The sequence below is a fragment of the Marinomonas communis genome (genome assembly GCF_004363305.1).
Taxonomy (GTDB): Bacteria; Pseudomonadota; Gammaproteobacteria; order Pseudomonadales; family Marinomonadaceae; genus Marinomonas; species Marinomonas communis.
Genome location: NZ_SNZA01000001.1, coordinates 1217810 through 1240167 on the forward strand (window position 1 = coordinate 1217810; position 22358 = coordinate 1240167).

Annotated in this window: 23 protein-coding genes and 3 tRNA genes; 7 read left to right on the forward strand and 19 right to left on the reverse strand. The window is 45.3% G+C overall.

Annotated elements, in window-relative coordinates; all coding sequences use genetic code 11:
• Window positions 1-4 precede the first annotated feature (4 nt).
• From C8D85_RS05715 to ppsR, 6 genes are all read right to left on the reverse strand, one after another.
• Window positions 5-586: a histidine phosphatase family protein gene (locus C8D85_RS05715; RefSeq protein WP_133560466.1), complete on the reverse strand. Its 582-nt coding sequence runs from the start codon at window positions 584-586 to the stop codon at window positions 5-7.
• Complete coding sequence (locus tag C8D85_RS05720) at window positions 586-1359, reverse strand: adenosylcobinamide-GDP ribazoletransferase (protein WP_133560468.1); 774 nt, start codon at window positions 1357-1359, stop codon at window positions 586-588. The genes C8D85_RS05715 and C8D85_RS05720 overlap by 1 nt, the downstream gene beginning before the upstream one ends.
• Window positions 1349-2404 carry a nicotinate-nucleotide--dimethylbenzimidazole phosphoribosyltransferase gene (cobT, locus tag C8D85_RS05725; protein WP_133560470.1) on the reverse strand — a complete coding sequence of 352 codons (1056 nt, stop codon included), beginning with the start codon at window positions 2402-2404 and terminating at the stop codon, window positions 1349-1351. The genes C8D85_RS05720 and cobT overlap by 11 nt, the downstream gene beginning before the upstream one ends.
• A 38-nt stretch (window positions 2405-2442) precedes the next feature.
• Window positions 2443-3207: a 23S rRNA (guanosine(2251)-2'-O)-methyltransferase RlmB gene (rlmB, locus tag C8D85_RS05730; protein ID WP_133560472.1), complete on the reverse strand. Its 765-nt coding sequence runs from the start codon at window positions 3205-3207 to the stop codon at window positions 2443-2445.
• A gap of 29 nt (window positions 3208-3236) precedes the next feature.
• Window positions 3237-5852, reverse strand: a complete 2616-nt coding sequence (rnr, locus tag C8D85_RS05735; protein ID WP_133560474.1) for a ribonuclease R — start codon at window positions 5850-5852, stop codon at window positions 3237-3239.
• 312 nt (window positions 5853-6164) lie between these two features.
• On the reverse strand, window positions 6165-6968 hold the full coding sequence (ppsR, locus tag C8D85_RS05740) for a posphoenolpyruvate synthetase regulatory kinase/phosphorylase PpsR (RefSeq protein WP_133560476.1): 804 nt from the start codon (window positions 6966-6968) through the stop codon (window positions 6165-6167).
• A gap of 183 nt (window positions 6969-7151) precedes the next feature.
• Here ppsR and ppsA point away from each other — a divergent pair, with 183 nt between their 5' ends.
• Window positions 7152-9548, forward strand: coding sequence for a phosphoenolpyruvate synthase (gene ppsA / locus C8D85_RS05745; protein ID WP_133560478.1), 2397 nt, complete (start codon window positions 7152-7154; stop codon window positions 9546-9548).
• A gap of 66 nt (window positions 9549-9614) precedes the next feature.
• Here ppsA and C8D85_RS05750 read toward each other — a convergent pair whose 3' ends face one another.
• From C8D85_RS05750 to C8D85_RS05795, 10 genes are all read right to left on the reverse strand, one after another.
• Window positions 9615-9881: a DksA/TraR family C4-type zinc finger protein gene (locus tag C8D85_RS05750; protein WP_133560480.1), complete on the reverse strand. Its 267-nt coding sequence runs from the start codon at window positions 9879-9881 to the stop codon at window positions 9615-9617.
• 63 nt (window positions 9882-9944) lie between these two features.
• The gene (locus C8D85_RS05755) at window positions 9945-11585 is read right to left on the reverse strand and encodes a methyl-accepting chemotaxis protein (RefSeq protein ID WP_133560482.1); all 1641 of its coding nucleotides are present in this window, start codon (window positions 11583-11585) and stop codon (window positions 9945-9947) included.
• Window positions 11586-11769: 184 nt separating this feature from the next.
• Window positions 11770-11856: transfer RNA gene (locus tag C8D85_RS05760), tRNA-Leu, on the reverse strand.
• A 12-nt stretch (window positions 11857-11868) separates the two neighbouring features.
• Window positions 11869-11942: transfer RNA gene (locus C8D85_RS05765), tRNA-Cys, on the reverse strand.
• 22 nt (window positions 11943-11964) lie between these two features.
• Window positions 11965-12039 (reverse strand) — tRNA-Gly (locus C8D85_RS05770).
• Window positions 12040-12190: 151 nt separating this feature from the next.
• On the reverse strand, window positions 12191-12736 hold the full coding sequence (gene pgsA, locus C8D85_RS05775) for a CDP-diacylglycerol--glycerol-3-phosphate 3-phosphatidyltransferase (protein WP_133560484.1): 546 nt from the start codon (window positions 12734-12736) through the stop codon (window positions 12191-12193).
• Window positions 12737-12782: 46 nt separating this feature from the next.
• Window positions 12783-14600: an excinuclease ABC subunit UvrC gene (gene uvrC / locus C8D85_RS05780; RefSeq protein WP_133560486.1), complete on the reverse strand. Its 1818-nt coding sequence runs from the start codon at window positions 14598-14600 to the stop codon at window positions 12783-12785.
• Window positions 14601-14609: 9 nt separating this feature from the next.
• A complete protein-coding gene (locus C8D85_RS05785; RefSeq protein ID WP_133560488.1) occupies window positions 14610-15251 on the reverse strand; it encodes a response regulator in 642 nt (213 codons plus the stop codon).
• A 197-nt stretch (window positions 15252-15448) separates the two neighbouring features.
• Entirely contained in the window at window positions 15449-16219 is a 771-nt protein-coding gene (locus C8D85_RS05790; protein WP_228189619.1) for a replication protein P, read from the reverse strand.
• Window positions 16155-16970, reverse strand: a complete 816-nt coding sequence (locus C8D85_RS05795) for a DnaT-like ssDNA-binding domain-containing protein (protein ID WP_133560490.1) — start codon at window positions 16968-16970, stop codon at window positions 16155-16157. Before C8D85_RS05795 ends, C8D85_RS05790 begins: the two co-directional genes overlap by 65 nt.
• 246 nt (window positions 16971-17216) lie before the next feature.
• On the opposite strand from C8D85_RS05795, the gene hpf reads away from it, so the two are divergent.
• The 6 genes from hpf to C8D85_RS05825 all read left to right on the forward strand — a co-directional run bounded on the left by hpf (window position 17217) and on the right by C8D85_RS05825 (window position 19773).
• Window positions 17217-17534: a ribosome hibernation-promoting factor, HPF/YfiA family gene (gene hpf / locus C8D85_RS05800; RefSeq protein WP_133560492.1), complete on the forward strand. Its 318-nt coding sequence runs from the start codon at window positions 17217-17219 to the stop codon at window positions 17532-17534.
• Window positions 17535-17685: 151 nt separating this feature from the next.
• Window positions 17686-18342 carry a Bax inhibitor-1/YccA family protein gene (locus C8D85_RS05805; protein ID WP_133560494.1) on the forward strand — a complete coding sequence of 219 codons (657 nt, stop codon included), beginning with the start codon at window positions 17686-17688 and terminating at the stop codon, window positions 18340-18342.
• A gap of 78 nt (window positions 18343-18420) precedes the next feature.
• Complete coding sequence (gene tusD / locus C8D85_RS05810) at window positions 18421-18813, forward strand: sulfurtransferase complex subunit TusD (protein ID WP_133560496.1); 393 nt, start codon at window positions 18421-18423, stop codon at window positions 18811-18813.
• A 1-nt stretch (window position 18814) separates the two neighbouring features.
• Window positions 18815-19159 (forward strand): DsrE family protein, encoded by a 345-nt coding sequence (locus C8D85_RS05815; protein WP_133560498.1) that lies wholly within the window; start codon window positions 18815-18817, stop codon window positions 19157-19159.
• Window positions 19160-19167: 8 nt separating this feature from the next.
• Window positions 19168-19452, forward strand: coding sequence for a DsrH/TusB family sulfur relay protein (locus C8D85_RS05820; protein ID WP_133560500.1), 285 nt, complete (start codon window positions 19168-19170; stop codon window positions 19450-19452).
• A 6-nt stretch (window positions 19453-19458) separates the two neighbouring features.
• Window positions 19459-19773, forward strand: coding sequence for a TusE/DsrC/DsvC family sulfur relay protein (locus tag C8D85_RS05825; protein ID WP_133560502.1), 315 nt, complete (start codon window positions 19459-19461; stop codon window positions 19771-19773).
• Between the two features lie 56 nt (window positions 19774-19829).
• Here C8D85_RS05825 and cobA read toward each other — a convergent pair whose 3' ends face one another.
• The 3 genes from cobA to crcB all read right to left on the reverse strand — a co-directional run bounded on the left by cobA (window position 19830) and on the right by crcB (window position 22358).
• On the reverse strand, window positions 19830-20570 hold the full coding sequence (gene cobA / locus C8D85_RS05830) for a uroporphyrinogen-III C-methyltransferase (protein ID WP_133560504.1): 741 nt from the start codon (window positions 20568-20570) through the stop codon (window positions 19830-19832).
• A 66-nt stretch (window positions 20571-20636) separates the two neighbouring features.
• The gene (serS, locus tag C8D85_RS05835; protein ID WP_133560506.1) at window positions 20637-21932 is read right to left on the reverse strand and encodes a serine--tRNA ligase; all 1296 of its coding nucleotides are present in this window, start codon (window positions 21930-21932) and stop codon (window positions 20637-20639) included.
• A gap of 54 nt (window positions 21933-21986) precedes the next feature.
• Window positions 21987-22358, reverse strand: coding sequence for a fluoride efflux transporter CrcB (gene crcB / locus C8D85_RS05840; RefSeq protein ID WP_133560508.1), 372 nt, complete (start codon window positions 22356-22358; stop codon window positions 21987-21989).

The following is a 22358-nucleotide window of genomic DNA, read 5'->3' on the forward strand; positions in this document are numbered from 1 at the left end:
CTCTTTATCGTACCCAGTCACCCGCGCCTAAACGATTCAGCATGGCATAATGCTCGCCTAGATCTAATTCAGTGATACTGGAATAAGAAGGGTTTAAACGATGACACTGGTCCAATGGCCATTGACATAAATGTGCCACCAGCACTTTAATCACGCCAGCATGCGTAACCAATATTGTGTCTTTATCCGCCTGACGAATGCCTTCAAACCAGCTTATTACGCGCTCCAACAAAGCGGTTAAACTCTCACCATGATATGGAGCGTTATTGGTCAGACATGCCATCCATTCATCAATTTCAGACTTGGGAATGTCATTCCATAAACGATTTTCCCAATTGCCAAAATCTACTTCTTTAATAGCCTCCACTGACACGGATTGAGGGTGTAATGTTTGTGCGAGCAAGCGTGTTCGCACTAACGGGCTGTGAAAGAATTGCCAAGTTTTATCTGGGTAGTGTTTGCTGAGCCAAGTGTTAATAGCTTGTGCATCGTGCGACCAGCTCTCCACAATCGGTACATCCGTTTGACCATAGCAAAGCCCTTTTGCAACGTCCGGTTTGGGGTGACGAATCAACAATAACTTCATTAGGCTTGCCACCCAAGTAAGGTAAATAACACCAACAGCTCCGCGATCTGTTCACTGGCTCCCAGCGTGTCACCGTTATAACCATTAATTCGGCGAACTAAATATAGGCCGACACAGACACCTGTTACCGCTAACATTAGTACAACTGAGAACCAAGCATTTACGCCAATCAACACAATGACAAACAGCATAGACAAGGCGATCCAAGCATAGCCACGCAAAGTGAAATCAGAAATCATGCTTTTAGCTTTACTATGACCAAGGCTGACGTAATCCAAGAAAGTCATGATCCCAAGTGGCAACCAACGGGCGCAAACATGAACCGTGATCCAGCCCAACAGCACAAACAATATGCCATCTTGCCACAGAGATTTAGTGATCCACTGACTCAAGAGCCACCACTTTATTGCAAAGCAAAATATCCCTGCCAGCACACCATAACTGCCAACCCGCGAGTCTTTCATAATGGTGAGGCGCTGCTCTGCTGTCCAACCGCCGACTAATCCATCGGCAGCATCCATCAAACCATCTTCATGAAAGGCCCCAGTCAATAACACTGCACTGACGATCATAAGCAATGCTTGAAACTCAGGAGACCATCCGCTGAAGAGCAGCGGCCAAGCACTAACCATTGCGACGATCACACCGACCCATGGCAAAAAGCACACGCTAGGCGTGTGCTTTTTAGGGGAGTCCCAATCGATATTCAGTGGGATTCTTGTATAGGTCGCCAGAGATCGTTTAAAGCCCTGCCAATCCTGATCAAGAAGCATTGCTGACTCCAGCGGACTCAAAACTCGCCATTTCATTAAAGAAGGTGACGGCACTTTTAATGATTGGGTAACTAAGAATGGCACCAGATCCTTCGCCTAAACGTAAGTCCAGCTTTAAGATAGGTGTGGCGTCAAAGTGTTGTAACAGCGCTTTATGGGCCTGTTCATCGGATTGGTGAGCAAAGATGGCATAATCCACCACGGCTTGCTGCAATTTGCTAGCAAATAACAAAGCAACCGTGCAGATAAAGCCATCCACAACAAACGGTTTACCTAACTCAGCCGAACGTAGCATGGCCCCCGACATGGCTAGAATTTCTAAACCACCTACTTGCGTTGCCACTTCCCAAGGCGCCCATTCACCCACAGGCTTGTTAAGCTCTTGCTCAGCTCGTTTGAGCGACGTCGCAATAATCTGCGCTTTTTTCGAAACGCCAGCGTCATCTAGCCCAGTCCCGCGCCCTGCTGTTTCTTCTGGCTTCGTTCCAGTTATCGCGCTCATCATGCAAGATGAGACACCTGTATTACCAATACCCATCTCACCAAATAGCAGCAAGTCCATCTCACCACATGCATCCACTTCATCAGCCCCAGCCTGCAAGGCTTGATTGACTTGCTCAAGGCTCAAAGCGGCTTGCTCAGAGAAGTCTTGACTCGCGTAGGCCACTTTTCGTTTCGACAGTAATGGGTGGTCTGGCATGTCAACTTTGACGCCAACATCAACCACCTTTAGTGGTACGTTGTGTTGTTTACAAAAAACACTTACCGCGGCACCACCAGCTAAAAAGTTCGCCACCATTTGTGGTGTGACTTCTTGAGGAAACGCACTGATGCCTTTATCAACCGCTCCATGATCTGCTGCAAACACTAGCATTTGCGCTTTCTCAAGTTTTGGGACTAACGTTCTTTGAATACGTGCCACTTGAAAAGCGATGCACTCTAGGCCCCCCAAAGCACCTGGCGGTTTGGTTTTAAAGTCAATCTTATGTTGGATATCGTCGTCTAATTCACTGCCTAGAGGGGCTACTTGGAAGGTTTTTAACACGGGAACCTCACGAACATTCAATCAATTAAAAAAGCAGGTTAAGCACCTGCTTTTGCCGCACGCTGACGTACCACTTCGTACAAACAAACACCTGTGGCAACCGAGACATTCAAGCTGGTCACCACACCCGCCATCGGCAGTTTAATCAAGTAGTCGCACTGTTCACGGGTCAGACGACGCATACCGTCGCCCTCTGCGCCCATGACAATCGCTGTTGGGATCGTGAGGTCTTGCTCGTAAACAGTTTGCGTTGCTTCACCCGCAGTACCAAAAATCCAAACACCGAGGTCTTGAAGCTTCTTCATGGTGCGGGCAAGGTTGGTGACAGAGAACACAGGCATACTTTCCGCAGCGCCACACGCTACCTTGCTTACCGTCGCATTAATCGTTGCAGATTTGTCTTTCGGGATCACTACCGCATGAGCCCCTGCCGCATCGGCACTACGTAAACATGCGCCAAGGTTATGAGGATCTGTTACACCGTCCAAAATTACGATCAATGGTACAGCATCTAGGTTTTTCACTAAACGCTCTAAATCCTTCTCATCACCTGTTTTGGTGACCTCAGCCAACGCCACCACACCTTGGTGCACCACACGCTCTTTGCTTTTACTAAATAGCTGGTCCAAGTCACGGCGCGGCACTTGGCTGACCCGAATTTTCTGAGCCTGACACAGCTTAATTATGCGCTGCATCTTTTTATCATCACGTCCTTCCTGTAGACGCACTTCTTTCACTTTACCATCTTGGCCCAGCGCATTTTCTACGGCATGAATACCGTATACCCAATCTAAATCTGCCATGTGGCTAACACACTCTTTCTATTCTTTGATTAATCACGTACACGAGCTTTGGCGTTGCTCTTTTTCTTTTTGGTTTTCAGCTTGGTATTTTTAGCTTTCGTCCCCGTTGCCTTTTTCACAGCTGACGATTTTTTTGGCGTTGCGCTGCTGCTTGCACCATCGGCTTTCTTGCCCGCTTTTTTAGGGCGTGACTTTTTAGCTTTGGCTTTTACTTTCTGAACGTCCTTTTTCTTGCCTGATTTTTTCTTAGGCTTGTTATCCCACTCTTCGTTCGCGGGCGCTTTTTGGCCTTCACGATCAGGTCTTGCCTTTGGTTTAACACGTCCACCAAGCTCCATCGGTGGCAACTGAGCCAACTGCATTTCAAGCTCAGTCAATTCGTCCAAATCCATGCGTTTTTTAGGCTTCGGACGACCTTGCAACATTTGCAGGTCAATCTTACGCTGCTCAAGGTTTACGCCAGATACGGTCACACGTACTTGCTCGCCTAAACGGAAAACCTTACCAGTGCGCTCACCAATCATAGCTTGGTGCTCAGGATCGTGAACAAAGTAATCGTCCCCAAGTCCAGACACGTGCACCAAACCGTCGACGTATAAACCGCCTAATTCAACAAACAATCCAAATGGCGTAACAGCAGTGACAATGCCATCGAACTCTTCACCCAAGTGTTGTTCAACGTACTGACACTTAAGCCATGATTCCACATCACGAGTGGCCTCGTCCGCTCGACGCTCCGTCACAGAACAGTTTTCACCGAGTTGATCCATGGCAGCATCATCGTAGCCATAAATCTTGTTCGCTTTTAGGGTCACTGAACCCGGTACTTTATAGGCTTGAGTGACCTTTGGTGCACCCTCACCACGAATCAAGTAACGAATCGCACGGTGAACTAATAGGTCTGGGTAGCGGCGAATCGGGGATGTAAAGTGGGTGTACGCATCGTATGCAAGACCAAAGTGCCCCACATTATCTGGTTGATAAACCGCTTGCGACATAGAACGAAGTAACATGGTTTGAATGCTTCGCGCGTCAGCTCGATCACGGATTTTCTCAGCTAAATCAGCGTAATCTTTCGGTGTCGGCTTTAATCCACCACCCAGTTCTAAACCCAGTACGGATAAGTAAGTACGCAAAGCAATCAATTTCTCTTCACGCGGGCCTTCGTGGATGCGGAACAGCGCTGGCAGATTCGCTTTTAATAGCAATTCAGCAGAAGCAACGTTGGCACACAGCATACACTCTTCGATCAGTTTATGGGCATCGTTACGCTCGATCGGCACAATTTGCTCAATCTTAGCGTTTTGATCAAACACCATACGTGTTTCGACCGTGTCGAAGTCCATCGCACCACGCTCTTCACGCGCTGCACGTAAAACTTGGTATAAGCCATATAAGTCATCAATGTGTGACACGATGTCTTTGTATCGCTCACGCAGCTCAAGACCTTGCTCATCCGGCTCGGCAGCAATCATCTTCGCGACTTTTGAATAGGTCAGGCGTGCATGAGAGTTGATGATACCTTCGTAGAATTTGTAGCCGCGCATTTTACCGCGAGTGGTTAACGAGATTTCAGCCACCATAGCTAAGCGATCAACGTTTGGGTTTAGGGAACACAAACCGTTAGAAAGCACTTCTGGCAACATAGGTACAACACGACCAGGGAAGTAAACCGAGTTACCACGTAAGATCGCTTCTTCATCCAACGCAGAGCCTTTCTTCACGTAGTGTGAAACATCGGCAATGGCAACATACAACTTCCAACCGCCCGGTGTTTTTTCACAGTACACCGCATCGTCAAAGTCACGAGCGTCTTCGCCATCAATGGTGACAAAAGGCGTTTTCCTATGATCAACGCGATTCACTTTATCGTCTTCTGCGACCTCTGTCGTGAAGTGACTGATTTGCTGTACAACGTCTTTCGGCCATTCATTTGGAATGTCGTACTGGTGAATCGCGACATCAATCTCAAGACCAGGTGCCATAAAGTCACCTAAAATCTTTTTCACGATGCCTTTTGCTGCAACATGACGTTCCGCGTAGGTAACGATCTCCACTAATACATATTGACCGTGCTTCGGAGATAGTCCGGAAGATTGCTCGATCATGATGTCTTGGGATATACGAGGGTTCTCAGGCGTAACAAACGCTGAACCACTTTCTTCGTAGTAACGGCCAACCAAAGTACTGTGTTTGCGTTCTTTGATCTCGACCACGACACCATCAAGTCGCCCTTTAATCGTTTTGCCAGACAGACGCGCAACGACTAAATCGCCATCCATAACAGATTGCATTTGTCGGGGAGATAAGAATACATCGTCTTCATCTTTGCGTAGTAAAAAGCCATGGCCGTCTTTTTGACCTTGTACGTAGCCTTCTATTAAGTCGCTTTCTACGATAGGAGAATAAGCATCGTCATAGTTGCTAACCAATTGATGATCTCGACACATCGCAATTAAGCGTCGACGCGCGGCTTCAATGGAGTCATCATCTTTTAAACCGAAGGCTTCACATAATTCAGGGTGAGTAACAGGACGACCCACCGAGGCGATGTGCTCTAGTATGTATTCGCGACTCGGAATGGGGTTGTCATATTTTGATGCTTCCCGATCTCGAAATGGGTCTTGAATGTCTTTTTTACTCAAATGGTACCGTCCTATTAATTAGAAGCACTTCTTAGCTTCTATTTTTGAATGAATTAATGATCTAAGTATAAGTTATTATTAGAGAATACTCTCTAAATGGTGCCACATTATTCACTATGGCTGCATCTTTAGCCTCTTAAGCCCTGTAATAACACAACAAAACGGGGCTTTTTATGTCATATCTATGGCGAAAAAATGACAAGCAGGTTTGCCTTCATAACTTTTTCGCCACAAATATCGTCTAAATCATGTAATAAATCTGTTATTTCCCTGCACAGATCAATTTTTTAGATAGTTCCGCTACTTTTCAGCTCACCCCCGATTACGGGTTAAATGCATCTCAGCCATGATTCTGGTGGAAATTTCTTCCACAGACAGGCGTGTTGTATTCAAAAATGGAATACGTTCTTGGCGATAAATCGCCTCTACTTCATTTAGTTCATAACGACACTGGCGCGATGAAGCGTATTTACTTTCCGCCATACGCCCTGTGCGAATTTCATGCAGACGTTCAGGATCAATGGTCAAACCAAACAACTTATGCTTATGTGGTTTTAGCACTTTCGGCAGACCAAAATCATTAAAGTCATCTTCCGTCAAAGGATAGTTGGCGGCTTTGATACCGTACTGCATTGCTAGATATAAGCTAGTTGGGGTTTTACCAGAGCGAGACACACCCAATAGAATGATTTCAGCTTCATCATAATTTTTTACAGAGACCCCGTCGTCATTGGCTAACGCATAGTTGATCGCATCAATACGCCCATCGTAAATCCCTTCCTTTATACCATGCGCTTTTTGCGCGTTAGGCTGAGCTGGAACGCCCAATGCTTGTTCAATAGGTGACAATAAATCCCCAAAAATGTTGTAACAATGACCATCACAAGACTCGATTATTGAACGAATATTAGGATCTGAAATAGTGAAAAACACCAGAGTGCTTTCCCCTTTCGATCGCTCTTCTTGCAACTGTTTACAGAAACCATGCGCCTGATCTGCGGTTGATAAAAAGGGCACGCTGACCTGCTTAATGGTCACATCAAAGAACGAAAGCATGGCTTGACCAAACACCTCAGCTGTAATGGCCGTACCGTCTGAAACGAAATAAACCTTCACGAAATACCCCTATTTTGTTGTTAAGCAACGACATTGAAAAAACTGATTGAAATAAAACAACATCGAATAATCGATTTTATTCATTTCACATCCTCTTTTTACAATGACTCCTATTGTTCCGTTATGGCAAGCCATTGATCAGGAACAAAATAATAATTCTTATGTGACAAGCTGGAGTGCAGTGTGAGCAAATTTATTAAGTGGTTTAGTGATCTACGTCTTGATGATGTAGGCGAAGTGGGCGGAAAGAACGCATCTCTTGGTGAGATGATTTCCAACCTTTCTGATTTGGGGATTCAAGTTCCAAACGGCTTTGCAACAACCGCTTACGCTTATCAAACGTTTTTAGAAGAAAGTGGCCTTAACCAACAAATCCATGATCTGCTTGATGCTTTGAATGTTGACGATGTTCAAGCACTTGCTCAAGCAGGTAAGCAAATTCGCACATGGGTTGAAGAAGCGCCATTTTCAGACGAATTCAACAATGAAATCGAGCAAGCCTACTCACAGCTGTCTAATGATAATGCTGGTGCTTCCTTTGCAGTGCGCTCATCAGCAACAGCGGAAGACCTTCCTGACGCATCCTTTGCTGGACAGCAAGAGACTTTCTTAAACGTACAAGGTTTGGATGCTGTTAAGTTAACCATCAAGCAAGTATTTGCTTCACTGTTTAATGACCGCGCCATTTCATACCGTGTTCACCAAGGTTTCGAACACAAGGGCGTAGCTCTATCAGCAGGCATCCAAAAAATGGTGCGCAGTGACATTGGCGCTTCCGGCGTACTATTCACCCTTGATACCGAGTCGGGCTTTAACGACGTGGTGTTCATCACTGCTGCTTACGGACTAGGTGAAATGGTCGTTCAAGGTACCGTAAACCCAGACGAGTACCATGTTCACAAGGGCACGTTACAAGCTGGTCGCCCAGCAGTAGTTCGAAAAACACTTGGCAGCAAAGCTCAAAAAATGGAATACGCAGCGGCTGACAGTGATGAGTTTGTGCAAATCGTACCGGTAACACTGGATCAACAAAATCAATTTGCATTAACCAACGAAGAAGTTGAAGACCTTGCCCGTCAAGCCATGATCATTGAAAAACACTACCAGCGTCCGATGGATGTTGAGTGGGCCAAAGATGGCATCGATGGCAAGCTCTACATCGTACAAGCTCGCCCAGAAACGGTTCGTTCGCAATCCAGCACGCAAAGCATGGAACGTTACAACCTTCGTGAAAATGCACCTGTATTGGTTACAGGCCGCGCCATTGGTCACAAGATCGGCTCAGGTGCCGTAAAGGTTCTGCGCTCTATCAACGAAATGGATCGTATCCAAGAAGGCGATGTTTTGGTTACAGATATCACCGATCCTGATTGGGAACCAATCATGAAAAAAGCCTCTGCGATTGTCACGAATCGTGGTGGTCGTACCTGTCACGCAGCCATCATTGCTCGTGAGCTTGGCATTCCTGCTGTTGTAGGGACTGGCGATGCAACAGAAACCTTGAAAGATGGCCAAGAAGTAACTGTTTCTTGTGCTCAAGGTGATATGGGCATGGTTTACCAAGGTGCATTGAAATTTGATGTGGTGACCTCTGAAGTGGGCAACATGCCCGATCTACCTGTAAAAGTCATGATGAACGTAGGCAACCCAAACCGAGCGTTTGACTTCGCCATGCTACCGAACGCTGGCGTTGGTTTGGCTCGCCTAGAATTCATCATCAACCGTATGATCGGCATTCACCCGAAAGCACTGCTTAACTTTGATCGTATGGATGCAGGTTTAAAAGAAGAGATCACTCACCGAATCGCAGGTTACGCAGGCCCAGTTGAGTTTTACGTTGAAAAGCTTGTAGAAGGTGTATCAACGCTCGCCTGCTCGTTTGCAGACAAACCAGTGATTGTGCGCCTATCTGACTTTAAGTCAAACGAGTACCACAACATGGTCGGTGGACCGCAGTTCGAACCAGATGAAGAAAACCCAATGCTTGGTTTCCGTGGTGCGGCACGCTACCTAGACGAATCATTCCGCGATTGTTTCGCCTTGGAATGTGAAGCGATTCGCCGTGTACGTAATGACATGGGCTTCACCAATGTACAGATAATGATTCCTTTCGTTCGTACTCTAGAAGAAGCTGAACAAGTGATTGCTCTACTTGCTGAGCATGGCTTAGTTCGCGGTGAGAACGATCTTAAAATCATTATGATGTGCGAATTACCATCTAATGCTTTGCTAGCTGATGAGTTCCTAGAATTCTTTGATGGCTTCTCAATCGGATCAAACGACCTGACACAGCTAACACTGGGTCTAGATCGTGACTCTGGACTTATTGCCGACAAGTTTGATGAGCGCAATCCAGCCGTTAAAAAGCTACTTAAAATGGCCATTGAGGCCTGTAAAGCAAAAGGCAAGTACGTAGGTATTTGTGGTCAAGGCCCATCAGACCACGCCGATTTTGCAGATTGGCTAGTAGCACAAGGCATCGAAAGTGTATCACTCAACCCTGATACAGTGGTTGAAACATGGCTGCACCTTAATGAAGTACTTACCGAAGCCACTTCATTAAGTCAGGACGCTGTTTAATCGCAGCATTCTCTCTAAGTCATTCGCCCCGCTTTATGCGGGGCTTTTTTTGGGAAAGTGAAAATACTAGCGAAGCTGACTGTCTTTACTGCCACTTCGATTGTATAGGCTGCTCGCCTTATCGTGATCTTCAAACTCAGATTGACAAGCAATACACAAGCGTACTCCAGGGATCACTTGGCGGCGCTTTTCAGGAATCTCAGCATCGCACTCTTCACAGAATTCAAGGCTATCCCCGACCGTTAGACGGCTGCGAGCACGCTCTACAGCTGAGTTAACGGTTGCATCAATTTGATCCTGTACTGCGCCGTCATGCGCCCATCCACTTGCCATATACTGCTCCTTATATGTGTATGTGCAGCATAAAAAACCATCAACAAACTCTCAATAAACAGATTAGGAAAGTTTAAAGGTCGACATGACCTTATAATTCTCTTGAGCAGTATCCGCCAATTCTTGGCTTGTTGCTCGGTTTCGGGAAACCAGCTCACCAGCCTCTTTCGATAGCTGACTAATGTCTTGATTCACAGAATTCAAGCTCTGTACTGCCGCTTTCTGCCCTTCAATACTGTGATTGATATCAGCACCTGCAGCCATGATAGCATCGACGGAAACAGCTACCGCATTCAGTGAATGAGCCGTCTGAGTGAGGTCCTCTGAGGTATGATGCAATTGTGAGAAGCTTGCTTGGATCTTCTCTTGAGCATCTTTCGCTCCAGATTGCAGTTTCGTGATCATGGCCTGGATTTCTTCTGTACTCGCTTGAGTTCGACTCGCTAGGTTACGAACCTCATCTGCGACCACGGCAAAACCTCGACCTTGCTCTCCTGCCCGCGCCGCCTCGATGGCTGCATTCAAAGCCAACAAGTTAGTTTGCTCAGCAATTTCACTGATCACCACTAAAACCGCACCAATATTTTGAGACTCTTGAGCAACGCCTTCAACACTACTCACACCTTGCGTTAACTCACGAGATAATGTCTCAAGAGACGCAATCGTCTGCTGGATAGAGTCTTGCCCTAGGGTGGTTTTAGCTCGAGTTTCTGAAGCGTTCTCAAGACTGGTATCAATGGAAGCAATTACCTTATTTTTTAGGCCATCTACTTCTTCAATGATGTCGCTCATCTGTTTAAACAACAATTCACGCTTAGCAGTAATCGCCTGTGTATCCGATGCAACTTGCTGTAGTAACTGGCTACGTTGCTCCACTGTTTTATTTAACCCAACGGCTGACTCTAAAGTCCCACGCAAGCGTCTTGAAAACGCATTGTAAGACTTAGAAATCATAGCCAATTGATCTTGACCGTTTTCCGGTAATTGAATCGTTAAATCGCCCTCACCGTTTGCAATGTTCTCCATGGCATTCCGAATATCTTGGATAGGCTTCATAATCGAGCGCAGAATAAGCATTGAGATAACAATCGCTACAAACAACACCACAACCACTACTAAGGAGACTCGCGTAGCCTCTTGCAAAAACAGATCATTGACATCATCTAGATATATTCCCGTGCCAACAATCCAGCCCCACGGCTCAAAACCTTTTACATAGGAGATCTTTTCTATCGGTTTGTCTTCGCCAGGTTTAGGCCATAGGTAATCAACATAGCCACCACCACTCTGCTTAACCACCTGAGTAAAGACTGTAAACAGCTTTTTACCATTAGGGTCTTCAAGCTGACTTAAATCTTGCCCATCTAATGCTGGCTTGATCGAATGCATGACCATACGTGCTTGATAATCGTTTACCCAGTAGTACTCGGACTCATCATAGCGCGCTTTTTCTATAGCATTTAACGCATAAGCCTGGGCTTGATCTTTTGTAAGCTGACCTGATACTTGCAGATCGTAGAAATGTTGTAAGGCGCTAACTTGTACCTCAACAAGGTTTTTCACCTTCTCGGACTTGGCTTCAAGAATGTAGGACTTGTTAACACTCAGAGACATGAAAGCAATTAGCACCATGCCAAAAGCCAGAGTAGTTACCAGAATAGACAATCGCAAACGAATCGTTAATTTTCGCAACAGATTGATCATAAGACCCTCACTTAGCAGTGTTTTTTTTATGCTTTTCTAAGGAGTATAGACCTATAAAAACTCTATGGATGCTGTTTTATTGTGTAAGGCGTGTTTTAGAACGTAAAAATACGTGTCAAAGATGAGTAACTAGAAAGGCTTTAGAAGAGAAGTTTCATAGTAAGAAACGAAAAAAGGCACCAAATGGTGCCCGGGACCGGAATCGAACCGGTACGATATTTCTATCGCAAGATTTTAAGTCTTGTGCGTCTACCAATTTCGCCACCCGGGCTTGGTTCTGAATTGGAGGCCGGAGTCGGAATCGAACCGGCGTACACGGAGTTGCAGTCCGCTGCATGACCACTCTGCCATCCGGCCTCTATCAGGTTTCTCTTGAGAGTGGAGCGGGAAACGAGGCTCGAACTCGCGACCCCAACCTTGGCAAGGTTGTGCTCTACCACTGAGCTATTCCCGCGTCTCAAAAGATGGTGCGTATTCTATAGAATTTGATTTAGACGTCAAGCAAAAAAACCAAATAAATTGTTAACTTAGCGACTTTCTTCAAAAACGAACACTCTTTAACCAAAGACGATTAATCCTTATACAACAAGGACTCACAACCCCCATTACTTTGATGTCAGCTCGGGCCAAGCAGCTCTTAGGTAAACAAACATCGACCATAATGTCAGCAAAGCAGCGACAACAAGGATACCAAGACCCAGTGCAGCCCATTCTGTTCCAGGCGGGTTCGACAGCAATACAAAAATAGCCATCATTTGCATGGTGGTTTTCACTTTACCAACAAACGATACCGCCACACTGGCTCGCTTACCCATTTCTGCCATCCATTCTCTTAGAGCAGAGATCACAATCTCTCTACCTACGATGACAGCACTGGCTAACGTCATTAACACACTATTGTATTCGGCAACCAAAATCACCAAAGCAACAGATACCATCACCTTATCTGCTACCGGATCAAAAAAAGCACCAAACGGTGTTGATTGATTCAGGGCTCTTGCGAGGAAACCATCCAACCAATCCGTGATCGCTGCGATACCAAAAATAGCGGCACTCGCATAGAAGCGACCTTCCCACGGCAAAAAATAGACAATAACTAAAATAGGAATGAGAAAAATACGTAAAGACGTAAGTAAGTTTGGAATGTTCATAAAAGCCTTTTAAAAGAATCACCAATACTTAAGGGATTGGTTAAGCTTAACTTTTATGGAGGTAGAGGTATATCTCTTGTGCTTTATTTCCTCCGATACCTTTAACTTTTGCGATATCTTCCTGCGATGCCGCAAGTAACTCTTGATAACCACCAAATGCCGTTAATAAATCTTTGCGTCGCTTCGGACCTATTCCAGGAATATTTTCCAAAACAGAGTGTCGTCTTTTCTTGTCGCGGCGGCGGCGATGACTCTTTACTGCAAAGCGGTGCGCCTCATCACGTATATGCTGGATCAAATGCAAAGCAGAAGAGTCCGGCGGCAAAACAACCTCATCCTCTTTTGAACCAATATACAAGGTTTCCAAGCCAGGCTTTCGTGTATCACCCTTAGCGACACCCAGTAAGAAAATATCTGGCAACCCCAACTCAGCCAACACTTTTTGAGCTTGTGCTAACTGGCCTTTACCACCGTCAATCAGTAGTACATCAGGAGCTGAAATCTCGCCCTCTTTTACTCGTTTATAACGGCGTGTCAAAGCCTGATGCATGGCAGCATAATCATCGCCTGGCTCAATACCTTCAATATTAAAAGATCGATAACGTTTTTTATCAGGCCCTTCTGCGCCAAACACAACACAAGAGGCAACGGTAGCTTCCCCAGAAGAATGGGAAATATCAAAGCATTCCATATGCAAAGGTGGCTCTTTAAAGCCTAACACCTTTTGTAAAGCAGTGATTCGACTGTAGTGATTTCGCTTATCCGTTAAACGCGCTTGTAGCCCTTGTTCAGCGTTAAGCTTAGCTAATTCCAACCAGCGCGCGCGCTGCCCTCTCACACTCGCTGTTAGCTCAATTTTTTTGCCGGAGGTTTCAAATAATGCATTCTCAATGGCTTCTTGATCATCAACAGGATGACTAAGTATTAGAGACTTGGGCAACTCTTGGATACCACCGATGTAAAGCTGCGCAATAAAGGATGACAGGAGTTCTGACTCGCTGATTTCGATTGGCATTTTAGGATAGTGGCTCTTACTTCCAATCACTTTACCTTGGCGCACCATCATGACATGGATACAAAAGCCACCAGGCTGAATAAGCGCCGCGATGATATCCGCATCCCCAGACTGGCCATATACATGTTGCTCCTCTTGAACATGCTTTAACTGGATCATCTGGTCACGCAACGCTGCAGCACGTTCAAACTCCATTTGCTTCGCCGCATCCGTCATCTGCTCAGTCAACTCGGTGGTTAACTCGTGATTCTTACCCTGTAAAAACATTCTGGCATGGCGAACATCTTCCGCGTAATCTTCATTACTGATCAGAGCAACGCAAGGAGCAGAACAACGTTTAATTTGATACTGAAGACAAGGTCGCGTTCGGTTGGCGTATACAGAGTCCTCGCATTGTCGGACACGGAACACCTTCTGCATGGCAATCATGCTTTCTTTGACAGCAACACCACTTGGGTAAGGACCGTAGAGCTTACCTTCTTTGGTTTTACCTCCACGGCGGAATAAAATCGCAGGGTGCTCATGATCAGAAATGAGTATATAAGGATAAGACTTATCGTCTCTAAGCAGAATATTATAAGGCGGACGGTGTTGCTTAATGAGAGTTTGCTCAAGCAGCAATGCTTCGGTTTCACTTTTGGTAACCGTGATTTCTATGTCATCAATACGACTTACCAATGCCATGGTTTTAGTCGTTAAGCCTGATGCTCGAAAATAACTCGAAACACGATTTTTTAGATTCTTTGCCTTGCCGACGTACAGCAATGTACCTTTGCCATACATTCGATACACGCCAGGGCGTGTCGTTAGATTCTGTACAAAATGCTTTGGATCAAACTCTTGTGACACAAACAGACCTTAGACAAGCCCGAGAACGTTGTAACGCATAGCTAATCGCGCCAGCTCAACGTCACTCTCTATCCCAAGCTTAGTAAATATTCTTTTCCTAAAAGTACTGACTGTTTTATCAGACACATTCAGACGGTTAGCGATCTCTTTTGTTTTGACACAGTCAACAATCATCTGAGCAACTTGAAGCTCTCTGTCACTTAATTCACCAAATGGCGAATCGCTTCCGTTCTTCGATGTTTTAGCCAATGCAACCTTTTGAGCGACGACACGAGACAAATACTGTTGACCACTAAATACTGCTTCTAATGCTTCAATCAGCTCTGACATATCAGATCCTTTTGCCACATAACCACTGGCGCCTGCTTCCATCATTTTAGCTGGGTAAGGAGCATCGTCGATTGCAGAAAGGGCAATTACTTTAGTGTCGGGATATAAGCGATTAATTTCTCGAGTAGCACCGAGACCACCAATCCCAGGCATGTGAACATCCATTAAAACAACATCTACTTTGTCTTTACGGAGCGCCTGAAGAGCTTCTTCACCACTGTGAACAGTCTCCCAAACATGAACTCCATTGATGTCCTCAATGACACGCTTTATCCCTTCACACACAACCGTGTGATCATCGACGATCAGAACTTTACGCATCTATACCTCATTTAAAACATCAAACACTCGCGGCTATATTACCGTTTACGAATCTTTGCGAAAAGCATTCACAGTGCAGCTTAGCGTAGTGTTTTGTAAGCCCAAGTAACTTCGACCAGTAAAGCTTTGGGCTTTAACGAAGTTATTCGTAGCTATTTGTAATATTGCAGCATAAGAACACCAAAACCTACATCACGCTATACAGGCAAATCACCTTCATAACCTAACAGTTTAAGCGCTTTTTGAGCTTTTTCACGATAAATGGCACGAATTTTAGTACCGTTCGTTTTGTACAGGTAATAAAGATGTGGCGCAATATCACTTTCGTCTAAGTTGACTTTGTCAGATATTGCCTTTAACAGAGACTCCACATCAGGTGCTGACTTATCTTCAATCATTATAGGCTTAGGAATGATAAGCTTTTCACCATTGATCACTTTATCTACCAGACGAGTGTAATGCTTCTCAAACAACGGCCAAGTTGTTCGCTCCTCTTCTGTACTCAAAGCATGCCAGCCGGTCTCTGACCCAGCAAAATACACTGCAGGATGAGTCCAATGCTTTTCTCTTGGATTATGTCGGCAACTACACGCTTCTAAATATGCTTGCCTCGGCTCTGGCAAACCATAAGCTTTATATGCTGTTTGGATAACCGCCAGAAACTCAGAAATGGTTGGTGGCCAAGCGTAACGCTCTTTGGTCCGCTCTACTGCATACGCCAACAACGGCTCTTGAAAGCCTTTTAATGCAATGGCCCATTCTCGCTTCGCCAGCTTAACCTCTTCAGTTGTAGCATAAGCAGAAGCAAATTTGTGCGTATAAATTGCTTTGAAACGAGCAAACAACATATTGACCAGAACTCGCGTGCGCTGTTCAGCTTCGGTCGATGCTTGCTCTGCACCATCACCAGTCTGTGTCGTGGATGTTGGTGAGGGCGCTGCTAACTTGCTCGCGATTGGATTTAGCATTTGTTGTATAGGTTGCGGTTCCTTCATAGGACTGTCGATCCGATTGCTTATATTGCCATTGACGTTTCACGTATTTAAAAAACTCGCTGTTCCAGGTACGAACATTTTTTCGCTGTTCTTTGATTCTCAATAAGAACTCAGCCATAAGAGACTCTGCAAAGTTCCTTTCGATACCTGCTTGCTGAATTTGCTCAAACGTTGCTTCTTCTGGTAGCCACTGATCAGGCTGACGGTTTCTTTCTTTTGCCTCTAAGTACAAATCAAAATCTGATAACCCTCTGCGATCTCTAGGGGAAGCCACAGGTGGGGGCATAGAATCAGATGCTGCTCTATTACGCTGAGTAAATTGAGGAGTAGCAGGAGGTTTTGTAACCGCTTCATTCTGCAAACGAGACAACTTACTAAGTGCATCGTCAGAACCTTGAACAGAGTGTTCAGTTTTTTCAGCGGCAGGCCTTCGGTGGCTGCTTGTTGACTGACTTGCTTCAACATCCAGCATAATATCCAAGCCTAGCTCAGTTCTCTGGAATTGTAAGCGTTGCGCCATTTGCAAGCTTGATAACAAACGCACCACGTAGGGTGCAGTCCAAAAAGGCAACATATCAACAATTTCTCGATGAGAAATTTTCATCTGACGACTACCAAGATGGTGAGCCTTCTGCTGCAAATAGGACAGCAAAACACTTTCTTCTAATCCAAGCTCACATGCAAGATTAAACGAGACAGGTAACAAAAAATCAGGGGCAGCCATATACTCGACCAAATCGTTCGCGGTGAATTAGTTTACCAAACGGCAAACCTTTTAGCACGATAACTCTCTTTTCTCCTCAGAATCAAGCGCCCAAGGAAACTCATTCATACAATTGTTACAGGCACATTTCTTTACAATGAAATCCTGTTGACAGAAAAAAATATGACTCCTATGCTGGAATTGTGCCGCGAAGCTAGAGTTCTTTCTGGCTCGAAAATCGGCCAACTTTACTGAGGAGAAAGTTGTATGTACACAATAAATATTACTGGACACCACGTCGACATCACCCCAGCAATAAAAGAACACATCAACGAGAAAATGGGCAAAATTGCCAAGCTTAGTGATCAAATCACTTCTGTTAACGTGACGCTTGTTCAAGACAGTAAAGAACAAAAAGCAGAGGCTCGAATACATTTACCTGGTAAAGAACTGTTTGCCACCGCCTCTTCCGAGGATCGCCTATTCCACGCTATTGATGGCATGATCGATAAGCTCGCGCGCCAAGTAGACAAGCACAAAACTAAACAAGCTTCTGGCACACATAAATCCGCTGTAGCCTCTTAGTTAGTTCAATTTATTATTCACAAGAACGCCCACTTATATGTGGGCGTTTTTATTCGTACATCAAACACACAAATTATTTATTGAAGTTTGGAACTTCCGCCCGCATAGTTAGTCTTATGTAGCAGGATAATCTAACTAGGAGAACCTTATCATGCGTTACACTGATGCCCTTTCGACACATACGTCCCAAGCGGCCAATAAGACGCTGCGTAACACGTATGGCCTACTATCATTAACTTTGCTTTTCAGTGCATTTACCGCTGGACTAAGCATGGTTTTGAATTTGCCGCACCCTGGCTTAATCATCACACTGGTTGGTTTTTACGGCCTACTTTTCTTGACACACAAATGTCAAAACAGTGCACTAGGTCTACTTTGTGTCTTCGCTCTAACAGGTTTTATGGGACTGACACTCGGTCCGATACTGAACGCCTACCTAAGTATGTCTAATGGCGCTTCAATGATCATGAGCGCATTAGGTACTACAGGTCTATCTTTCCTAGGTCTATCTGCTTATGCGATTGTTTCTAAGAAAGATTTCAGCTTCCTGAATGGCTTCTTAACAGTTGGCTTCTTTGCCCTGCTGTTCGCTATGATTGCTGGCTTCTTCATTCAGCTTCCAGCCCTACAAATCTTTATTTCTGTAGGCTTCACTCTGTTCTCTGCTGCAGTGATTTTGCTACAAACTAGCGAGATCGTTCGTGGCGGTGAAACCAACTACATTATGGCAACGGTAAACTTGTATGTATCTCTATACAACATGTTCCTGAGTCTTCTTTCTCTTTTCGGTATGGCTAGCGACGACTAATCAACCTAAGAGATTTCGAAAGGCCGCAGACTGCGGCCTTTTTTGTGTGTAAAATTCTTTTTATTTTACAAGCGAGCTATGAATTACTCTCTCTTAATTACAGGAAGCCCTACCGCAAGTAGAGCATGCTATAGCGCTTTGGACTTTGCTGAAGCGGCTGTTGCCAATGGCGATAACACCATTCAAGGCATTTTCTTTTACGAAGAAGCCGTAGCGATTGCCTCGAGCTTGGCCATGCCCCCACGGGATGAATGCAACATCCGCGATGAATGGTCTGCCTTTGCTAAACAGCACAATATCCCTCTTTATGTGTGTATCGCCGCAGCGCTACGTCGAGGCCAGCTAAATGAAGCCGAAGCTAAGCGCCATGAAGTAGAACATTTCAATCTGGCAGACGGCTATCAACTCGAAGGCCTAGGCAGCTTAGTTAGCCTAACGCTTGAATCTGATCGCATTATGAGGTTCAAATAGCATGAGCACTCTGATTTATCTGTCTAGCTCACCGTATACAAGCTCAAGCCTCAAAGAAGCATTAGACTTAGCCTTAGTTTTCGGCACATTTGAACAGGCCGTTTCGATTGCGATCACAGGCGATGCTTTAGCACTTTTAGTCGAAGGTCAAACACCAAGTAAGCGCCAAGGCAAACACCTATATAAGCTATTAGATGGTCTGGAGTTCTACGACATTGAAAACATCTACGTCAAAGAGACTGAAGTTAAAGCATTCGGCACTTCACTCTGGACTGGCGTACAGGCTATTTCTCAGGAAGCTTGGATCGACATGCTCGAGCAGCATCAACACATCTATCGCTTTTAAGGATTCTCATGAAACTTTATCAGATTAATCAGAGCCAATATCCTCAGAGTGTGGAGCTAGACTGGACCGAGTCTTTAATCGAGGGCGATGCTGTTTTTCTATTTGAAGCAGGTGTTCTCCGTCTAGTCACTCAAGCGCCAACACTAGAAACCCTTTCTCAGAAAAAAGTATCCATCTATTTTCGCCAACAAGATCTAGAGGCCTACGGTTTGAAACCATCTATTGGAAATGGTATCTCAGATCTTGAGTGGGTTGGGCTCACACAAAAGCACTCAAAAATAGTCTCTTGGTAATACAGCATGACAAATATAGAATTTGACGAAGAAGGCTACCTTTTAGACCTAAGCCAATGGAGCGAAGCGTTAGCCGAATCCATTGCCACAAAAGAAGGGCTTGAATTAACCGAGGCCCACTGGGAAATCTTGCGCGTTTTAAGAAATTTTTACGAGCAGTTTGAAGTCTCCCCAGCCATGCGACCACTAGTAAAAGCAGTGACAAAAGAGCTGGGAGCAGACAAAGGCAAGAGCATTTATCTAATGAAGCTATTTCCTGGCAGCCCACCAAAGTTAGCGGCTAAGATTGCAGGCTTACCCAAGCCCGCCAATTGCTTGTAGCAAATAAACCAAAGGCAGCGATAAGCTGCCTTCATCTTTTTAGTAATGTCTTAATATTACTGACCAAACCAAGAAAGCTTTTCTTGCAGTGTGACCACTTCACCAATAATAAGCAGAGCTGGGGACTTCACTTCATTATCGATTGCCACCTGATGAATGTCTTTCATTGTCGAGGTAAACACTCGCTGATCCTTAGACGTGCCTTTTTCAACAATCGCAACAGGCATAGAAGGACGCATACCAAAGCGAATCAATGACTGGCTAATCGATTCAAGACCAGTAAGCCCCATGTAGATCACCAAGGTTTGTGCTGGATGAACTAACTCATCCCAAGGCAGCTCTGTCGTCCCATCTTTTAAATGGCCAGTTAGAAAGCGAACCGATTGCGCGTAATCACGGTGAGTCAGAGGAATGCCAGCATAGGCTGCACAACCAGCAGCCGCTGTGACACCGGGTACCACTTCAAATGGCACACCTTCACTGACTAGCTCTTCAAGCTCTTCGCCACCTCGTCCAAAAATAAATGGATCGCCGCCCTTTAGGCGAACAACCACCTTTCCTTCTTTGGCTTTCACAGCTAACAAGGCATTAATTTCTTCTTGAGGCAAGCTGTGTAGCGATTTGGCTTTGCCAACATACAGCTTCTCAGCTGTTTCTGGGATCATCGCAATTATTTGCTCTCCCACTAGACGATCATAAAGCACCACATCCGCTGCAGTTAATAAACGATGAGCCTTCATCGTTAACAAGTCCGGATCACCCGGCCCTGCACCGATTAAATATACTTTACCTGTCATAACAATCTTTTCTCAAATAGAAAGGCCCCGCATACGGGGCCTTTGACAATACAAAACGAAACCGTATTAACCGATTTGTGTCTTACCGCCCATATATGGCACTAGTGCTTCAGGCACTGTGACGGTTCCATCGGCATTTTGATAGTTTTCAAGAATCGCTACCAAAGTACGACCTACCGCTAAGCCAGAACCATTCAATGTATGTGCCAACTCTGGCTTACCTGTTTCAGGGTTACGCCAGCGAGCTTGCATGCGTCGAGCTTGGAAGTCCCACATATTTGAACAAGATGATATCTCACGGTATTTCTGCTGACCTGGAAGCCATACTTCAATATCGTAGGTTTTGTGAGCTGAGAAACCAAGATCACCACCACATAGCACTACTGTGCGGTAAGGCAAATCAAGCTTCTGAAGAATCGTTTCAGCATGGCCAATCAACTCTTCTAATACTTCTGTAGAACGATCTGGACGACAGATATGCACCAGCTCCACTTTTTCAAATTGGTGCTGACGGATCATTCCACGGGTATCGCGACCATAGCTGCCCGCTTCACTACGGAAACATGGTGTGTGTGCAACATATTTCTGGTGCAGATCTGCGTCGTTTAAGATTTCATCACGTGCAATGTTTGTTACTGGCACTTCAGCCGTTGGAATCAAGTAAAGGTCACTGTTTCCACTGTCTTTGTCTACCGGTACCTTGAACAGATCCTGCTCAAACTTCGGCAACTGGCCTGTACCACGTAGCGACGCGGCATTTACTAGGTAAGGCACATAGATCTCAGAGTAACCATGCTCTTCAATGTGCGTATTCAACATGAATTGAATCAGCGCACGGTGCAAGCGAGCAAGATCAGATCGCATCACAGCAAAACGTGAACCAGTGATTTTCGCTGCCATTTCAAAATCAAGCATGCCTAGTGCAGCGCCCACATCTACGTGGTCTTTGACTTCAAAATCAAATGTACGTGGCTCACCCCAACGGCGAATCTCGACATTGTCGTCTTCACTCGTACCTGCTGGCACAGACTCATGTGGGATATTTGGAATGCTCTCTAATAGTGCATCCATTTGCGCTTGAATGTCATCAAGTTGCGCTTTCGCAGACGCTAGGTCATCACCTAGTGTCGCCGTTTTTGCTTTCAACTCTTCCGCTAGTGCTTTATCACCCGCCTTCATCGCTGCGCCGATTTCTTTCGATACGGAGTTACGAGACTGCTGCAGCGTTTCTGTTTCAATTTGAACTGTTTTGCGACGCTCTTCTAAACTTGAGAAAGTCGCCACATCTAAATCAAAGCCTTTTTTCTTCAATAAAGCGGCAATCGCTTCTGGATCCGCACGTAGAGCTTTAATGTCTAACATCGCTGCAACAAAACCTTATGTAATTAAATAGATGAAAACTGCGTAGGGTTGGTCCTAGAAGACTCGAGCAAGACTGATGCCTGCGGCCAATGCCAATATTCCCAGCAAACAACTCAATGATAAATAGCTTAAGGCACTTAGCCAAGCCTGCTGGTTCAATAGAGACACAATTTCTAAGGAAAAAGTCGAGAAGGTGGTAAATGCACCTAAAAAACCCACCATGATAAGGGGCCTGAGTGGTTCTAAACTAGGCAAACGTTCGCTAATCAGTACAAACGCAATCCCCATGAGAAAGCTACCCAATATATTAATAGACATGGTTGCCATCGGGTATTGTGCTTGCCAGAAGCTATTTATCCACTTTCCCATGGCAAAGCGAGATACAGCCCCCAGCGCACCTCCCAAGGCAATCATCAGGTACATCAT

What these genes read in the sequence shown, in the direction of transcription:
- tusD (WP_133560496.1), top strand. Translation starts at nt 18,421, where the DNA reads ATGAATTACTCTCTCTTAATTACAGGAAGCCCTACCGCAAGTAGAGCA.
- hpf (WP_133560492.1), top strand. Translation starts at nt 17,217, where the DNA reads ATGTACACAATAAATATTACTGGACACCACGTCGACATCACCCCAGCA.
- cobA (WP_133560504.1), bottom strand. Translation starts at nt 20,570, where the DNA reads ATGACAGGTAAAGTATATTTAATCGGTGCAGGGCCGGGTGATCCGGAC.
- C8D85_RS05815 (WP_133560498.1), top strand. Translation starts at nt 18,815, where the DNA reads ATGAGCACTCTGATTTATCTGTCTAGCTCACCGTATACAAGCTCAAGC.
- C8D85_RS05795 (WP_133560490.1), bottom strand. Translation starts at nt 16,970, where the DNA reads ATGGCTGCCCCTGATTTTTTGTTACCTGTCTCGTTTAATCTTGCATGT.
- C8D85_RS05805 (WP_133560494.1), top strand. Translation starts at nt 17,686, where the DNA reads ATGCGTTACACTGATGCCCTTTCGACACATACGTCCCAAGCGGCCAAT.
- C8D85_RS05785 (WP_133560488.1), bottom strand. Translation starts at nt 15,251, where the DNA reads ATGCGTAAAGTTCTGATCGTCGATGATCACACGGTTGTGTGTGAAGGG.
- C8D85_RS05715 (WP_133560466.1), bottom strand. Translation starts at nt 586, where the DNA reads ATGAAGTTATTGTTGATTCGTCACCCCAAACCGGACGTTGCAAAAGGG.
- C8D85_RS05750 (WP_133560480.1), bottom strand. Translation starts at nt 9,881, where the DNA reads ATGGCAAGTGGATGGGCGCATGACGGCGCAGTACAGGATCAAATTGAT.
- C8D85_RS05820 (WP_133560500.1), top strand. Translation starts at nt 19,168, where the DNA reads ATGAAACTTTATCAGATTAATCAGAGCCAATATCCTCAGAGTGTGGAG.
- C8D85_RS05720 (WP_133560468.1), bottom strand. Translation starts at nt 1,359, where the DNA reads ATGCTTCTTGATCAGGATTGGCAGGGCTTTAAACGATCTCTGGCGACC.
- C8D85_RS05755 (WP_133560482.1), bottom strand. Translation starts at nt 11,585, where the DNA reads ATGATCAATCTGTTGCGAAAATTAACGATTCGTTTGCGATTGTCTATT.
- C8D85_RS05790 (WP_228189619.1), bottom strand. Translation starts at nt 16,219, where the DNA reads ATGCTAAATCCAATCGCGAGCAAGTTAGCAGCGCCCTCACCAACATCC.
- C8D85_RS05825 (WP_133560502.1), top strand. Translation starts at nt 19,459, where the DNA reads ATGACAAATATAGAATTTGACGAAGAAGGCTACCTTTTAGACCTAAGC.
- pgsA (WP_133560484.1), bottom strand. Translation starts at nt 12,736, where the DNA reads ATGAACATTCCAAACTTACTTACGTCTTTACGTATTTTTCTCATTCCT.
- crcB (WP_133560508.1), bottom strand. Translation starts at nt 22,358, where the DNA reads ATGATGTACCTGATGATTGCCTTGGGAGGTGCGCTGGGGGCTGTATCT.
- rlmB (WP_133560472.1), bottom strand. Translation starts at nt 3,207, where the DNA reads ATGGCAGATTTAGATTGGGTATACGGTATTCATGCCGTAGAAAATGCG.
- serS (WP_133560506.1), bottom strand. Translation starts at nt 21,932, where the DNA reads ATGTTAGACATTAAAGCTCTACGTGCGGATCCAGAAGCGATTGCCGCT.